The organism is Pseudochelatococcus sp. (assembly GCF_050946405.1).
Taxonomy (GTDB): Bacteria; Pseudomonadota; Alphaproteobacteria; order Rhizobiales; family Beijerinckiaceae; genus Pseudochelatococcus.
In genome coordinates, this window is sequence record NZ_JBMNUS010000001.1 from 449,438 (window position 1) to 465,421 (window position 15,984).

At 64.8% G+C, this 15,984-nt stretch carries 13 protein-coding genes; 9 read left to right on the top strand and 4 right to left on the bottom strand.

Features of this window, described 5'->3' with window-relative positions:
• Positions 1-2 precede the first annotated feature (2 nt).
• Positions 3-1,055, bottom strand: coding sequence for an acyltransferase (locus ACOYJQ_RS01880; RefSeq protein ID WP_433455959.1), 1,053 nt, complete (start codon positions 1,053-1,055; stop codon positions 3-5).
• 533 nt (positions 1,056-1,588) lie between these two features.
• Here ACOYJQ_RS01880 and ACOYJQ_RS01885 point away from each other — a divergent pair.
• Positions 1,589-2,272, top strand: coding sequence for a response regulator (locus ACOYJQ_RS01885; protein WP_433455961.1), 684 nt, complete (start codon positions 1,589-1,591; stop codon positions 2,270-2,272).
• A gap of 26 nt (positions 2,273-2,298) precedes the next feature.
• On the top strand, positions 2,299-4,194 hold the full coding sequence (locus ACOYJQ_RS01890; protein WP_433455963.1) for a sensor histidine kinase: 1,896 nt from the start codon (positions 2,299-2,301) through the stop codon (positions 4,192-4,194).
• Positions 4,195-4,368: 174 nt separating this feature from the next.
• Here the strand turns inward: ACOYJQ_RS01890 and ACOYJQ_RS01895 are convergent, their stop codons facing one another.
• Positions 4,369-4,701: a hypothetical protein gene (locus ACOYJQ_RS01895; RefSeq protein ID WP_433455965.1), complete on the bottom strand. Its 333-nt coding sequence runs from the start codon at positions 4,699-4,701 to the stop codon at positions 4,369-4,371.
• A gap of 227 nt (positions 4,702-4,928) precedes the next feature.
• Here ACOYJQ_RS01895 and ACOYJQ_RS01900 point away from each other — a divergent pair, with 227 nt between their 5' ends.
• The 3 genes from ACOYJQ_RS01900 to ACOYJQ_RS01910 all read left to right on the top strand — a co-directional run bounded on the left by ACOYJQ_RS01900 (position 4,929) and on the right by ACOYJQ_RS01910 (position 9,701).
• Positions 4,929-5,213 carry a hypothetical protein gene (locus ACOYJQ_RS01900; RefSeq protein WP_433455967.1) on the top strand — a complete coding sequence of 95 codons (285 nt, stop codon included), beginning with the start codon at positions 4,929-4,931 and terminating at the stop codon, positions 5,211-5,213.
• Positions 5,214-5,249: 36 nt separating this feature from the next.
• Positions 5,250-6,356, top strand: a complete 1,107-nt coding sequence (locus ACOYJQ_RS01905) for an efflux RND transporter periplasmic adaptor subunit (RefSeq protein WP_433455969.1) — start codon at positions 5,250-5,252, stop codon at positions 6,354-6,356.
• 213 nt (positions 6,357-6,569) lie between these two features.
• Entirely contained in the window at positions 6,570-9,701 is a 3,132-nt protein-coding gene (locus ACOYJQ_RS01910; RefSeq protein ID WP_433455971.1) for an efflux RND transporter permease subunit, read from the top strand.
• Positions 9,702-9,798: 97 nt separating this feature from the next.
• Here the strand turns inward: ACOYJQ_RS01910 and ACOYJQ_RS01915 are convergent, their stop codons facing one another.
• Together ACOYJQ_RS01915 and ACOYJQ_RS01920 are read right to left on the bottom strand one after the other, a co-directional pair.
• Positions 9,799-10,032: a cysteine rich repeat-containing protein gene (locus ACOYJQ_RS01915; protein WP_433455973.1), complete on the bottom strand. Its 234-nt coding sequence runs from the start codon at positions 10,030-10,032 to the stop codon at positions 9,799-9,801.
• 555 nt (positions 10,033-10,587) lie between these two features.
• A complete protein-coding gene (locus tag ACOYJQ_RS01920) occupies positions 10,588-10,926 on the bottom strand; it encodes a DUF3088 domain-containing protein (protein WP_433455975.1) in 339 nt (112 codons plus the stop codon).
• Positions 10,927-11,392: 466 nt separating this feature from the next.
• On the opposite strand from ACOYJQ_RS01920, the gene ACOYJQ_RS01925 reads away from it, so the two are divergent.
• From ACOYJQ_RS01925 to ACOYJQ_RS01940, 4 genes are read left to right on the top strand one after another with little or no spacing between them, the layout of a single operon-like run.
• A complete protein-coding gene (locus ACOYJQ_RS01925) occupies positions 11,393-12,409 on the top strand; it encodes an LLM class flavin-dependent oxidoreductase (RefSeq protein WP_433455977.1) in 1,017 nt (338 codons plus the stop codon).
• Between the two features lie 32 nt (positions 12,410-12,441).
• A complete protein-coding gene (locus tag ACOYJQ_RS01930; protein WP_433455979.1) occupies positions 12,442-13,770 on the top strand; it encodes an LLM class flavin-dependent oxidoreductase in 1,329 nt (442 codons plus the stop codon).
• 12 nt (positions 13,771-13,782) lie between these two features.
• Complete coding sequence (locus ACOYJQ_RS01935) at positions 13,783-14,976, top strand: M20 aminoacylase family protein (protein ID WP_433455981.1); 1,194 nt, start codon at positions 13,783-13,785, stop codon at positions 14,974-14,976.
• 38 nt (positions 14,977-15,014) lie between these two features.
• Entirely contained in the window at positions 15,015-15,971 is a 957-nt protein-coding gene (locus ACOYJQ_RS01940) for a PLP-dependent cysteine synthase family protein (RefSeq protein WP_433455983.1), read from the top strand.
• Positions 15,972-15,984: the final 13 nt, after the last annotated feature.

Genomic DNA, 15,984 nt, shown 5'->3' on the forward strand with positions numbered 1-15,984 from the left:
CCTCAGCCGGGCTCCACGCCGCTGCCCCGTGCGGGCTCCGGCTCGGGCGCGGGCTTTGCGCGCGCGGCGCGGATGCGCTCCGCCAGCAGGCCGGAGAGCGTGCTCGCCGCCAGCACGAGGAGCGTCAGGGCGAGGCGCGGCGCGAGCCCGCTTTCCGGCGTTATGTGCATCAGCTCCGCCGCGATGTACAGAAACGCGAGATGAACGCAGTAGATCCAGAGCGTCAGCCGGCCGAGCGGCGCGATGCGGCTGGCGACGGGGCCGGAACACCGCCGGGCGAGGATGAAGACGCCGAGCGCGAACGGGGCCGAGCCGAGGAGAAAATCCTCGAAGATCCAGCGGGTATAGCCGGCCGACAGCAGATATTGCTCCACGACGAACAGCAGATAGCCGCCGGTCATGACGAGCGCCGCCGGCCCCGGCCGCATGTCGAAGCCCGTGCGGGCGAGCAGATAACCCAGCGCCACGAAAGGCGCGCCCATGAGCGGGCCGGAGCGCGCCACCCAGATCGGGCTGCGCGGCAGGCCCAGCGCCTCGCTGTATCCCCCGAGCACGAGCCCGAGCAGGAAGCTGACGGCCGCGGCCAGCGCCATCAGCCGCAGATCGTGGCGGAACAGAAGGACGGCGACGATGCCGATCCAGAGCGCTGGCAGAAACCACAGATGCACGGCGGGGCCGCCGGTCAGGCCGGGGCTCAGCACCATCTCCATCAGTGTCCGCAGATCGGCCGCCGTCAGCCCGTCGTGCGCCTCGATCGCCAGCCAGAGAAGGCTGTAGGCCGCCATCCAGCCGAAATACAGCGGCGCCAGCCGCCGGAAGGAAGCGAGGGCGACAGTTGCCGTGGGCTGGTGCCGCGGCAGGAAGTAACCGCTCACCATGAAGAAGAAGGGCACCGTGCAGCGCGCCAGATCGCGGAACAGCACGAGCGCCGCGTTGTCATGCGGCAGGTCGGGAAGGGCATGGGCGAGGATCACCGCGCCGATGGCGATGAAGCGAAACGCTTCTATGCCGGGAAGGCGGGCGCCGATGCGGGAGGCGTGAGGCGACGATGACATTATATATGTGACTCTCGACCTTCATGGCCCGTAAAGGCTGTCGGTGATCAGGGGCGATATCCGGCTGGCCGCATGCGGTGGATGTCGCCCGGCGTAAGCCTGCCGCGCCGGCATGCAACGGATCGCCCGGCCTCGCCCCGTCGCCGGGCCGGGCCGGGCCGCGCATTCGCTCGCGACGAGCGCCCGGACAAAATCGCTCACATCCAGCCCCGTCCATGGTACCCGACAGCCTCCAGCGCTACATGTCAGCCCGATGCGGCTGCATTTTCCGTGTTTCACGGACGATCATGGCCGTGGAACGATGTTCAATGCGTTTGATTTGTTGTCAAGTCGTATGATCAAAATGTCAAGTATTCATAGCATCATACCAATATCGCAATTCGTATCTCCCGTGTCTGAAATCCCTGATCAGATTGTGTCCGCCGCTTCGATTTCCTCTGTTTCATCCGCCTGCCCCCCATGATCATGGTTGTTGGGCGGCTTCGGCATCGGCGATAATGCCAGAGGGCATCGCATAGACGGAGTGGGCGAGGATGGAGACCGGGCGGTCGAACGAGGAAACCGAGGGGCCGGTTTCAGTTCTGGTCGTGGAGGATGACGCGCCGACGCGCTGGCGCATCGGGGACGCCCTGTCGCGCGAGCCGAAGTTTCGCGTGGCCGGGGCCGCGAACCTCGCCGAGGCGCGCAATCTCATCAATGTTTCCATCCCGGATGTGCTGCTCACCGACCTCCAGCTCCCCGACGGCAGCGGCATGGAGTTGATTCGGGAGGTGCGGCAGCGCAGCGAAACGGCGGAAATCATGGTGATCTCGATTCTCGGCGACGAGGAAAGCGTGATCTCCGCCATTTTGCTGGGCGCGAACGGGTATCTGCTCAAGGACGCCTTTCCGGCCGACATCGCTGATACGGTGCGCGATCTGCTGCGCGGTCATTCGCCGATTTCCGCCTCGATCGCCCGTTTCATCGTGCGCCGCACGCAGGGGCGGCCGGGCGGCGGCATGGTCTCGGACCTCAACACCGCCAAGCTCACGCCGCGCGAGATCGATATCCTGTGGGGCATCGCCAAGGGTTTCAGCTATGCCGACATCGCGGATCATCTCGGTATTTCCAGACAGACCGTTCCCGGTTATATCAAGGCGGTCTATCGCAAGCTCGACGTGAACACCCGCGGCGAGGCCGTTTTCGAAGCCCTTCAGCAGGGGCTCATCAAGTTCTAGAAGCTCCCATGGCCGAGCGCCCTTTGATGCGCCCTTCTGCGGGCTGGAGAAACGGCCGCCTCAGGGCCTATCTCGCTCTTCAGATCGCCATCGTGGCGATGTGCGTCTGCCTGTTCTACGTCCAGCCGCCGGATCCGCCTCCCCTTTACGAACTGGTTCGGGCGGAGGAGAGCCGCGACGGCCTGTCGTGGCAGCCCGTGGCGCTTCCCCATCGCCGCACATACGAAGGCAGGCAGCCGGAGCCCGTTCTTTACAGGATGAACTTCGAGCGCCCGTCGTCCGAGGCCGGCGCGTCCTGGGCCGTTCTCGTGCCGCACTTCACGGCGGGCGTCGAGATTTCGGTCAACGGCACGCTCGTTCTCGACAGCCGCCGGGAAACGTACGCGGCGCGCATGGATCGCAACGTGCCGGCGATGGCCCTCATACCGCAGCCGCTGCTGCGCGACGGCGTCAACGATCTCGTGGTGAGGCTTCTGATCTGGGGGCCTTTCGCCGGCTACCTCGACAATGTCTACGTCGGCCCCGACGCGCTCCTGCGCCCGGTATATGATACGCGATCCGCGCTCTTCTTCGCCGTTCCGCTCGTGCTCGCCGCGTTGCAGGGGATGCTTGCCATCCTGTTCGGCATGATCTGGATCAACAGGCGAGGCGAGCCCGCCTACGGCTGGCTCGCGGGCGCGATGGTGATCGGCGCGGGGCAGCAGTTCATTCCGCTTCCGGCCCCTCAGGCGCTGGTCGGTTTTCTCGGTGCCGCGAATTCGCTCGAGGTTGCGATGCTCCTGCATTTCCTCGCGTGTTATTTGCGGTTGAAGATCTTGCCGGCCGGCTGGCTGGCGTTCGTGCCCGGTTTCGCCATTCTCGGCGCGGGGCTGTTCGGCAGTGCCGACGATTTGCTGAGGATGCATTCGATATTCGGGCCGACGAGCGTGGGCGTGCTTCTCGTCGTCATCGCCGTCATGCTGGGGCGGTCGGCGGTGAGGCAAAAAGACCGGCGAAGCCTTTTTCTGGGCTCGACGATGACCGTGGTGATCGCCTTCTGGGTGCATGACATAGCGGCCATGCTGAATGTTCTGCCCGGCGAGCGCCTTTTCCTCGCCCGCATCTCCTACTCGCTTGTTCTGACCGCCATCGGCATCGGCCTGACGTGGCGTTTCATCGAGGCGCTCAAGGAGTCCGACAACTTCGCCGGCCGGCTGGTGCAGCAGGTGCGCGAGGCGGAGGAGAAGCTGCGGGAAAGTTTCGCCCGCGAGGAGGAGAGAGGCCGCAACGAGGCGCTGGCGGCGGAACGGACGCGGCTGATGCGCGATCTGCATGACGGTCTCGGCGGGCAGCTCGTCAGTATTGTCGCTCTGGCGGAGCGCATCGGCCGCGAGGGCGCCGCCATCGGCGAGGCGGCGCGGGCGGCGCTGAAGGATTTGCGGCTCGTGATCGATGCGATGGAAGAGATCGACGGCGATCTCATGCTGGCGCTGGGCTCGTGGCGGGAGCGGATCGCGACCCAGTTGCGCGCTCACGAGATCGGATTGTCGTGGCAGGTGCCCACGCCGGGCGGCCTGCCGGTCTTTCCGGGGCTGCGGCCGTGGCATGTCATCCAGATCGTCCGCCTGCTGGACGAGGCCGTGACCAACGCCATCAAGCATTCGGGCGCCGGGATGCTCAGGGTCGTCATCGAGGCCGTCCCGGACGGCGCGGGCAACCGCGGCGGGCGTATCGTCATCGAGGACGACGGCAAGGGTTTCGATATCGCGGCCCTTCAACCCGGCGGCGCCGTTCGGGGAGGTTTCGCGGCGGGGCATGGGCTTGCCAACATGAGACGACGCGCCGAATTGTGCGGGGCGGATCTTGCCCTGTCGTCCGGCCCGGCGGGAACGCGCGTGAGCCTCTCGCTGCCTGCCGGTCTCGGCGTGTCCGCCGCCGAATGATAGAGCATTTCGGTTTTTCGTTGAAACACCAGAATGCTTTACCTTATTGATTTAGAACGTTTTTTTTATGAAAAGCGGTATCCGCTTCGCTTGAAACGCTTTGGACCGCAACCGGCCGATGGAGCGGCGGAACGGCCCGCGCTGGCGACGCCGGCCGTTCCGCCGTCCAAACCCTTACCAGCGGCCGATATGGTTGACCGGTCCGCCGCGGTTCATCGGCGTTCCGGCCGGGCCGGGCTTGCAGCCCACCGGCACGCCCGGAGCGGTGCAGTAAACGACGGCCCTCGGCGCCGGACGAACCACGCAACCCACCGGCACGCCGGGCGCTGTGCAGTAAACAACCACCTTCGGCTTCGGCGGCGGGCGCACGACGCATCCCTTCGGCACGCCGTAAGATTTGCAATAGACGACTGCCGCCGCCGGTTCCGGCGTCGCGACGATCGTCATGGAAGCCGCCAATCCAGCCGCCGCGATCGCAGCCTGCAAGAGAATTCCAATACGCCTCACGTTCACGCCTCCCGTTCTGCCCGTCCGTGGCGCGGATCCCGGCACACGGATGCGAGCCACAACGACGCCTTATATCTCACCCTTCCGGAAGCCGGATGGGCGAGACACGCCATGTTCATGGGGTGCATGACGCAATTGTCGTGTAATATGACGCATGAAAGCGACGCAAGCGGCGAAATATGTCGTGAGCGGAGCGCGATCCCGGATCGCCATTCAGGAGAAATGCGTTGCCCGCAATCAGGATTCTCGTGCCGTTCATCGCACTTGCCGCCGTCTTCACCGGGGCGCTCTCCGTCAACGCGCAGAATGAAGCTTTTGCCGCGGCGGACAAGAACGCCGACGGCGCGCTCGACCAGGCGGAATTTCGGGCTTTCATCGATCAGCAGGCCGCTGACGGCAAGCCGAACGCCGTCAAGATCAAGTCCTCCGGCCGTTACGGCACGGCGTTCGGCCGCATCGACAAGAACGGCGACGGGCGCATCACGCCGGATGAGCTGTCGTCCGCGCGATAATCTTCCTCGATCGCTTCTCCCAGGGATCTGAAAGCGATGCTTCGGCCGATCGGAATTCTCGCGTCCTTGTTTCTCGTCTGCTGTGCGAGCGCCGCCATGGCTCAGGGCGCGGTGCGGAATGTCATCGCGCAGGCGCCCGTGCAGCGCGAGGTGACGCGCTATCTTCAATCCACGGGCACGGTGCAGGCCGTCAACAGTGTGGATCTCGTCGCGCGCGTCTCGGGCACGCTGGACCGGGTCGCCTTCGAGGATGGCGCGCAGGTCCGCAAGGGCGACGTCATCTTCGTCATCGAGCAGGAGCCGTACCGGATCAGCCTCGCGGCGGCGGCGGCCGAACTGGCGCAGTCGCGCGCCAATCTGGAGGAGGCGAGCGCCAATCTGGCCAGGCAGCAGGCGCTTGCCGCGCGGCAGGTGGTGTCGGAGAGCGCGCTGGATTCCGCGGTGGCCCAGCAGAAGACGGCCGCGGCGCAGGTCGCCGCCTCGCAGACCAAGGTGCGCAGCGCCGAACTCAATCTGGGCTATACCGAGATCCGCGCGCCGTTCGACGGCATCCTCGCCGCCCGCGTGATGGACCCCGGCGCCTACATCAACGCGGCGTCGGCGCCGAAACTCGCCTCGCTCATCCAGCCGGATCCGGTCTACGTGCTCTTTTCGGCCAGCGAGCAGCAGGTGATCGCGGTGCGAAAGGCGCTCGGGGAGCGCAATATTCCGGTGGGCGGCTACGGCGCGATCGCGGTGGAAGTCGGCTTGCAGACGGAGAGCGGTTATCCGCATGTCGGCAAGCTGGATTACGTCGCGCCCGAGCTGGATGCGGGTTCCGGCGTCGTCACCGTCCGGGGTGTCGTCGAGAATCCAAGCCGCCTGTTCTCGCCGGGCATGTTCGCGCGGGTCCGCATCCCGCTGGCGACCCATCGCGCGCTCGCGATCCCTGAAGCCGCGATCGGCAATTCGCAACTCGGGCGCACGGTGCTCGTGATCGGCGAGGGCGGCCGTGCCGAGCAGCGCAGGGTCACTGTCGGCGACGCTCTCGGCGACGGCGTGCGTGAGATCGTCGACGGGCTGACGGAGGCCGACCGCGTCATCGTTCGCGGCGCGGGCGGCGTGCGGCCGGGCGATACGGTTGCGGTCGTCGACCGGCTCTAGGGGCTTTCCGCGTTTCGCTGAAACGCAAAAAGCCTCCAGGTTTTTGATTTTTGAGCGAATTGCGATCGTTCAAACGATTCCGTTTGAACGGAACGCGCTCTGGAGCGCCTCTCGCCGGAGGCCGTTCCATCGGTTTTTCGTCAACGCATGCATTTCCCGAACCGGCGGTATTCGTTCTTCGGGGTCATGCTTCAGCCGGTCCGCGGGATTGCCATGATCGCCAAGTTCTTTATCGACCGGCCGGTGCTCGCCAACGTCATCGCCATATTGACGGTGGTGCTCGGCCTTGTGGCGCTGACGCGGCTGCCGGTTTCGCAATATCCCGACATCGTGCCGCCCTCCGTTCAGGTAACGGCGCGCTATCCGGGCGCCAATGCGGAAACGATCGTCCGCGACGTGGCGTTGCCCGTCGAGCAGAAGGTGAACGGCGTCGAGGGCATGCTCTACATGCAGTCGACCGCGACGAGCGACGGCGCCTATACGCTGACCGTCACCTTCGCCATCGGCACGGACCCCGACCTGGCGCAGATCCTCGTGCAGAACCGGGTGGCGAGCGCCCTGCCGTCGCTGCCGGACGCCGTTCAGGCGCAGGGCGTGCAAACCGCCAAGCGTTCGAGCGCCATCCTCGCGATCGTGGCGCTGTCGTCCACCGATCCGGCGCACGACAGCCTGTTCATGGCGAATTACGCCACGATCAACGTCGTCGACCAGCTTTCCCGCGTTCCCGGCATCGGCAACGTCTCGGTGTTCGGTTCGGGGCAATATGCGGTGCGCATCTGGATGAACCCGGAGCTGCTCGCCGCGCGCGGCCTTATCCCGGCCGATATCGTCAACGCCATCAACAGGCAGAGCCGCTCCACGACGGCGGGGCAGCTCGGCCTGCCGCCGGCCCCGGCGGGGCAGGATTTCCAGTATACGCTGAAACTCGAATCGCGACTCACCGACGTGTCGTCTTTCGAGGATATCATCGTGCGGGTTTCCGACAGCGGGCAGATCACGCGGCTGCGCGACGTCGCCCGCGTGGAGCTCGGCGCCCAGCAATACAACCAGGATTTCGCCATCGACGGTCGCCCCGCCGCCGGGCTCTCGCTGTTCCTGCTGCCGGAGGCCAATGCGCTCGAGGCCATCGGCCGGGTCAAGGCGAAGATGGAGGAACTGTCGGCGGATTTTCCCGAAGGCATGGCGCATTCCATTCCCTTCGACACCACGCGATTCGTATCCGCGGCCATCGGCGACGTCTATCACACGCTGGTGGAGGCGGCCCTGCTGGTTCTGCTCGTCATCCTCGTGTTCCTGCAAGACTGGCGCGCCACGCTGGTGCCCGCGACGACGGTTCCGGTGACGATCGTCGGCGCCTTCGCGGCGCTTGCCGTGTTCGGCTTCTCGATCAACCTGTCGACATTGTTCGCCATCATTCTGGCCATCGGCATCGTGGTCGACGATGCGATCGTCGTGGTGGAGGCGGCGGCCAAACACCTGGAGGAAGGCAGGTCGCCGCGCGATGCTGCGGCTCTCGCCATGCAGCAACTGACCGGGCCGATCATCGGCATCACGCTGGTGCTGCTTGCGGTGTTCTTGCCGGCGGCGTTCCTGCCGGGGCTCAGCGGCGAGATGTACAAGCAATTCTCGCTGGTGATCGCGGCCACCGCGCTGATCAGCGCCGTCAACGCCATGACGCTGAAGCCGACGCAATGCGCCCTCTGGCTGAAGGCCCGGCCCGCCGGGGAGCGGAAGAACATCTTCTATCGCGCCTTCAACCGCATCTATGATGCCTGCGAGCGGGCCTATGCGGGGCTGGTGGCGCGCATGGTCGGGTTCAGCCTCGCGCTGACGGTCGCGGCCGCCATGCTGGTCGGCCTGTCCCTCTATCTGCTGTCGCGCGTGCCGACGGATTTTCTGCCGGTCGAGGATCAGGGGTATTTCCTCGTTTCGGTCCAGCTTCCCGAAGGCGCGTCGCTGGAGCGCACGCGAGCGGCGCTGGAGGACGTGCGCAAGCGCGTGGAAGGCGTGGGCGCCGTCGATACCGTCATCGCGATCAGCGGCCTTTCGGCTGTCAACAACAACGCAAGCCTCGCCAATGCCGGCGTGCTTTACGTCATTCTCAACGACTGGAGCGACCGCAAGGAGGGCGAGGATCTCCTCTCCCTCTACAAGGGCCTCAGCCGGTTGACCGCCAATCTGCCCGATGGCGAAGCGATCGTCCTGCCGCCGCCGCCCATTCAGGGCATCGGCAACGCGGCCGGTTTCTCCATGCAGATCGAGTCGCGCGACGGCCGTTTCGATTATGCGGCCTTGCAGGAGGCGGCGGCTTCGGTCATCGCCGCCACGCGGACCGATCCCGTCATCGGGCAGGCGTTCAGCCCGTTCAGGGCCGATGCGCCGCAGTTCGACATCGCCTTCGACCGCACCAAGACCGAAAGCCTCGGCGTCGACACCGGCAGCGCCTTCGACACCGTGAGCCAGTATGTGGGGTCGTCCTACGCGGGGCAGATCAATCTGTTCGGCCGGGTGTTCCAGATCTACGTGCAGGCCGAATCGCAGAAGCGCGTCGATCTCGTCGATCTGGAACAGATCAGGCTGCGCAACGGCGCCGGCCAGATGGTGCCGCTGGGCTCGCTCGCGGCGATCACGCCCACGACAGGCCCGTCTCTGATCGGCCTTTACAACCTCTATCCCGCCGCGCAGGTCATCGGCACCCAGGCGCACGGCTTCAGCACGGGCCAGGCGCTGACGGCGCTGGAACGGATCACGCAGGATCTGCTGCCGCCCGGATTCTCGACAGAATGGACGGCCGTCTCCTATCAGGAGAGGGAGATCGGAGGCCAGATCTACATCGTCTACGCGCTCAGCCTGATCCTCGTCTATTTCGTCCTCGCCGGCCAATATGAAAGCTGGTACGCACCGGTTTCCGTCATCGCCACCGTGCCGCTCGCGTTGCTCGGCACCGCCACGACGCTGCTGGCGGCCCAGGCCGCGGTCAATCTCTATACGCAGATCGGCCTCGTGCTTCTGATCGCCCTCTCGGCGAAGAACGCCATCCTGATCGTCGAAACCGCGCGTCACCTGCGTCTTCACGATGGCATGGCCATCGCCGAGGCGGCCGTCGAAGCCGCGCGCACGCGCTTCCGGCCGATCCTGATGACTTCCATCGCCTTCATTCTCGGCGTGGTGCCGCTGGTGTTGCAGACCGGGGCCGGCGCCAGCGCGCAAAAGTCGATCGGCATCGCCGTCTTTACCGGCATGCTGGGTTCGACCTGCCTCACGGTCGTGTTCGTGCCGTCTCTCTTCGTCGTCATGCAGCGACTGGAAGAGCGGCTACGCGCCGGAAAACGTCGCGCCGGGTGAGAGGGTTACGGCCGTGTCGGGCCGCCGGGGCCTTCTTCCCCGGCGGGCGTATCCCTTGCGGCCGGATGCTCGCTTCCGGCCGCAAGGAAAAAGAGGATTACTTCTTGGCCTTCGCCTGCATCTTCTGGAGCGCCTGCGCACAGCCCACGCTCATTTCCTTTCCGTGCGCTTTCAGGCAGCCCATGATGCGCCCGTCGCCGGGCTTCACATTCTTGCAGAGGCGCTGAATATCCGCCTTGCAGTATTTCATCAGATCGTTTTGTTGTGCAAAGGACGGAGAGGAAAATACAACGGCAGTAACCAGCGCTGCGGAGAATACACGGAGACGCATTTTGAATGTCCTTTTCATGTCCGATGATACGGGAAAGGAATATGAGGATAGCGGAATGCCTCACGATCCGGCCGGAAATGCGGCAGATCACCTGAGAGGCATGGCCTAGCCCAAGTATATTATATGCAAATGAGGCGCGATCATAAAGAAAATATTTCTTGATTGTTGTCGGCTTTAAAATTCATAATAACCATTGAAATAGTATTATTATATAGTGATGTATTATGCGTGCAATTGTAAAAACTGTTATCGCATTTTTCATCAGATATAAAATATTATAAATAGATTCTATTTTGAAAGGTTGGAGGCGACGCCCGCCGGCCCGATGTGAGGCGTGCCTGTCGGGCGACGCCGATGCGCCCGTGAGGGGCGGGCACCTGTCGAGGGCTTTTGTCAGGCGGGGCGAGGACGGCAGAGCATCGCGCCGATCGCTCGCATCGCGCTTCCGGCGGCGTCATTCCTCGCCGCATGGCATAAAATTGTGGCCCGGAAAGCGGGATTCGCTTTCCGGGCCAATGTTCCATGTATTAGCCGCCGCTTCGGGGCAGACCGTTTTCAATGCAGTTGCGGAAAGCCGTGGCGCTCGGCAAGTAGGGCCAGAATCCGGGTGGTATCGCTGATGAAGCGGACGCCGTTGTGCTCGCGCGCGTCGGCCGGCGGGTTGTCCGCGAAAATGAGGGCCGGAAGCGACTGGTTGTCCTCGCCGAGAAGCGCAACGACATCCGGCCGGGGGCGGGGAAAGGCAACCCGCTCGACATCGATGTTCGCCGCCAGCTCGGGAGATGCCGCCAGCAGCCCTTCGACCTGATTGCACGCGGGGCACACGAACACCCCGCCCGGCCGGTTCGGATTGGTGAAACCGGGTTTGATCAGAAACAGCTTGTCCTTGGCCACGATCTTTCCTCCACGCTCAGAGCGCTTTCCGATTAGAGATGCGATCAGGTTGAATCGCCATCCCGCTCCAAATGCTATGTTTCCCACAAATTGCATTCAATTCGATGGATCGGTTTGAATGCAAGCAGCAGGAAAACCGTTCCAACTGAGATAATTCAGTCGATAAGAATTCGCTCAAAACAGAGAACCCGGAAGATGTTCTGTTGCAATCCGAACAGGACATGTTCTGAGGCACGGCTGCACTCGTGGTTCGCAGGATTGCTCCGGCGGCATGGCGCCCGACAGCGCTTCCTATGCCCGGATGAGCCTCGCGAGAGGCCCGCCCGTTCCGCCGTGCCTGTCGAAGGAATCAAGAACGCACTTGATTACATATAAATTCTATAGATATGATTGCAACCGATGTCGGCGAATTCATCAACGGATTCGCTGGCTGCTTCCTGTTTCGAGACCGAGAGACACCCTGCCGATGAGCTATGCGCTGAGCCTTCTGGATAAAAGCCCGTTGCAAAAGGGCGAGACCGCCGTCGAGGCGCTCGCGCGCACCGTGGCGCTGGCCCGCAAGGCGGAGCAGCTCGGCTATCGGCGCTTCTGGGTGGCGGAGCATCACAACAGCGCGGAGCTGGCAAGTCCTTCTCCCGAGCTGTTGGCGGCCTATCTGGCCGCCAACACGGCGCGGATCCGCATCGGCACCGGCGGCGTGATGTTGCAACACTACAGCGCCTACAAGGTGGCGGAAAATTTCAAGCTGCTGGCCTCGCTCGCGCCGGGGCGCATCGATCTCGGCGTCGGCAAGGCGCCCGGCGGCCTGCCGCTGTCCACGCGGGCGCTGCAATGGCATTACGATCAGGCGGGCAAGCCGGGTTTCGCGGAGCAGGTCGCCCAGATCGCGGCCTTCCTCGGCGAGGGATTCGAGGCGCCGCACCCGCTGGCGGGCGTGAAGGCGACGCCGGAAGTCGCCATCCCGCCGGAGCGGTTCCTGCTGGGCACCGGCGAGGACAGCGCGGCGCTCGCGGCGCGGCATGGCTGGGGCTTCGTGTATGCCGCGCATCTCAATGGCGACGCCGCGCATCTCGAACGGGCGCTGGATGCCTATCGCGCCGGCGGCGGCGCGACGCCGATCATCGCGCTCGCCGCCATCGTGGCGGAAGACCCGGCCGACATCGCCCCCCATATCACGGACAAGACCGTTTTCAGGGTGACGCTGAACGACGGGCGCAGCGTCAACGTCGGTTCGCGCGAAAGGGTCGAGAACTTTCTGCGCGAGGTCGGCGTAGACCCCGCGGATACGCAGGCCTATCGCGTGGCCGAGAACAGGCCCAGCATCCTCCACGGCACGCCGGACGCCGTGGAGCGGGAACTCGAAGCGCTCGGTGCGCGCTACGGCGTCCATGAATTCATCATCGACCTGCCGGTCGCGGATGAGGCCGTGCGCTTCGGAACCGCCGAGCTGCTGGCCCGCCGGCGGCTGGATTCCGCCGCCTGAAGCCCGGCGCCCGAACAAGGAGAATGATCATCATGAGCGCACAACCGATCACCTTCGGTATCATGCTGCAAGGCCCCGGGGGCCATCTCAATTCGTGGCGGCACCCTTCCGGTCCCGCCGACGCCAGCGTGAACTTCGCGTTCTATGCCGCGACCGCGCGCAAGGCCGAGGAGGCGGGCATCGCCTTCGCCTTCATCGCCGACGGTCTCTACATCAACGAAAAGTCGATCCCGCATTTTCTGAACCGCTTCGAGCCCATTTCCATCCTGTCGGCGTTGGCCGCCGTCACCAGCCGGATCGGCCTGGTGGGCACCATCTCCACTTCCTACAGCGATCCGTTCACCATCGCGCGTCAGCTCGCTTCGCTCGATCTCATCAGCGACGGCCGCGCCGGCTGGAATGTCGTCACCTCGCCGTTGGAGGGGAGCGCCGGCAATTACGGCCGTTCGCATCCCGAACACGGGCATCGCTACGAAATCGCCGACGAATATCTCGATGTCGTGAAGGGGTTGTGGGATTCGTGGGAAGACGACGCCTTCGTGCGTGACCGCGGGACAGGCGTGTTCTTCGACAGGTCGAAGCTGCATGCCCTCGATCATCGCGGCAAGCATTTCTCGGTGTCGGGGCCGCTGAACATCGGGCGCTCGCGTCAGGGCCAGCCGGTGGTGTTCCAGGCGGGTTCGTCGGAATCCGGTATCCGTCTGGCGGGGCGGCATGCGGACGGCGTGTTCACCAACAATGTCTCGTTGGAGGAAAACCTTTCCTTTGCCGGCAAGGTGCGCGCCAGCGCCGTCGCCCGGGGGCGCGCGGCGGGCGACGTGAAGATTTTCCCCGGCGTCGGCCCGATCATCGGCGGCACGGACGAGGAGGCGGAGGCGAAGTATCAGGAGATCCGCAACCTCGTTTCCATCGATGAAGCATTGGCGTATATCGGCCGCTTCTTCAGCCATCACGATTTCAGCGTCTATCCGCTGGACGAGCCGTTTCCCGATCTCGGCGACCTCGGCAGGAACGATTTCCGCTCCACCACCGACCGCATCAAGGCCAGGGCGAAGGAAAGCGGCAAGACATTGCGGGAAGTGGCGCTCGATGTCGCCACGCCGCGCACGGCCTTCATCGGCTCCGCCGAAAAGATCGCCGACGAGATCATCCGCTGGATCGACGCCGGCGCCGCCGACGGCTTCATCCTCGGCTTCCCGGTCATCGCCCAGGGGCTCGACGATTTTGTCGAGCACGTCATCCCCATCCTCGAAAAGCGCGGCCGATACCGCCGCGAGCAAACGGGCGACACGCTGCGCGCCCATCTCGGGCTGCCCCGGCGTGAAAGCCGTTATGCCGCGCCGGCTGTCGCGGCGGAATAGAAGGATCGGGACATGAGCCGGCAAGCCGAAGCGCCCGCGACGGGCGTCAACGACCAGGTGGAACAGGGCATCCTTGCTTTCATCGACGAATTCGTCGCCCTGCGGCGGGACCTGCACACGCATCCCGAACTGGCGTTCGAGGAGGTGCGCACGGCGGGCATCGTCGCGCAACTGCTCGCGTCGTGGGGTTATGAGGTGACGACCGGCGTCGGCGGCACGGGCGTCGTGGGCACCCTGAAACGGGGCGATGGCGCGCGCAGCATCGCCATTCGCGCCGACATGGACGCCCTGCCCATTCACGAGGCGACGGGCCTGCCCTACGCCAGCGAGACGCCCGGCGTCATGCACGCGTGCGGCCATGACGGACACACCACGATCCTGCTGGCCGCGGCGCGTTATCTGGCTGAAAGCGGCCGCTTTTCCGGCACGCTGAACCTTGTTTTCCAGCCGGCGGAGGAGCTGGGGCGCGGCGCGCGGCGCATGCTGAACGACGGCCTGTTCGAGCGCTTTCCCAGCGACGCCGTTTTCGGCCTGCACAATTGGCCGGGCGAGCCCGAAGGCCAGTTCGGCTTCGTCGACGGGCCGGCGATGGCCTCCATCGACTACGCGCGCATCACGGTGACGGGCAAGGGCGGGCATGGCGCGGCGCCGCATCTGGCCGTCGATCCGGTGGTGGCGAGCGCCGCCATCGTGCTGGCGTTGCAGAGCGTCGTGGCGCGCAGCATCAATCCGCTCGACACGGCGGTCGTCACCGTCGGCTCCATCCACGGCGGGCAGGCGGCCAATGTCATTCCCGAAAGCGTGGAGCTTACCCTGACGGCGCGCGCCTATGACAAGGGCGTGCGCGACCGCATCAAGGAACGCATCACGGCGCTTGCCGAGGCGCAGGCGGCGAGTTTCGGCGCGACGGCCGCCGTCGAATACCGCAACGGCTTTCCTCCCGTGATCAATCATGCCGCCGAGACGCATTTCGCGCGCTCCGTCGCCGTCGACGCATTCGGCCCCGCCCGTGTCGCCGAAACCTTCACCCCGCGCACGGCGAGCGAGGATTTCGCCTATCTGTTGCAGGCGCGGCCGGGCAGCTACCTGTTCATCGGCAACGGCGACAGCGCGCCCCTGCACAGCCCGAACTACAATTTCAACGACGCGCTGCTGGCGCCCGCGGCTGTCTACTGGGCGCGTCTGGCGCAGGCCTATCTGTCATGATGGCTTGAGACGCCGCCGTTCTTGCTGGAGATCGTATTGTGGGCAAAATATACAATAATTTCGCGGAGCTTGTCGGCAATACGCCGCTTCTGGAGCTTCACAAGATCAGGAAGAGCCGTCAACTGCGGCCGCGCCTTCTGGCCAAGATCGAGTATCTGAACCCGGCCGGCAGCATCAAGGATCGCACGGCGTGGTCCATCATCCGCGAGGGTGAGCGGAGCGGCAGGCTGAAACCCGGCGATCTGCTGGTCGACATCACGAGCGGCAACACCGGTATCGGTCTCGCCGCCGTCGCGGCGTCGCGCGGCTATCGGTCCAAGTTCTATCTGCGCAACATCATCAGCCCGGACAAGATCAACATTCTTCGCCAGTATGGCGCGGAGGTGGTGCTGATCGACAACAGGGAATTTCTGGAGCCCAACGCGATCGAGGACATTCTGGCGAGAATTCAGCGCGAGAACCCCGGCGCGTTCTTCACCGACCAGCGGGGCAATCCCGCCAATCCGCTCATTCATCTGGAGACGACCGGTCCCGAAATCTGGCGCGACACCGATGGCGCGGTGGATATTCTTGTCGGCGCGGTGGGCACGGGCGGCACCATCTCCGGCACCGGCCGCTTCCTGAAGGAGCGGAAGCCCGGCGTGAAGGTCGTCGTCGCCGAGCCCACCGCCGATTCTTTGCCGACGAAGGAAAATCCCCATGCGGAAGGCATCGAAGGTGTTCACAAGGTGACGGAGGTGGAGGAGGGGCGTCTTCCCGACAATTTCGACGCGAGCGTGGTCGACGAGGTGATCGCCGTGAACACCGCCGATGCGCGCGCGACGGCGCAGATATTCGCCAGGGAGGAGGGCATTCTGGCGGGAACGTCTGCCGGCTCGATCCTTCATGCCACCCTGCAACTCGCCGAGCGGCCCGAGAATGCCGACAAGACGTTCGTCATCATCGTGCCCGACAGCGGCGAGCGATACCTGTCCCCGCCCGTCGCCCTCGCGTGAGCATTGGAAAGAC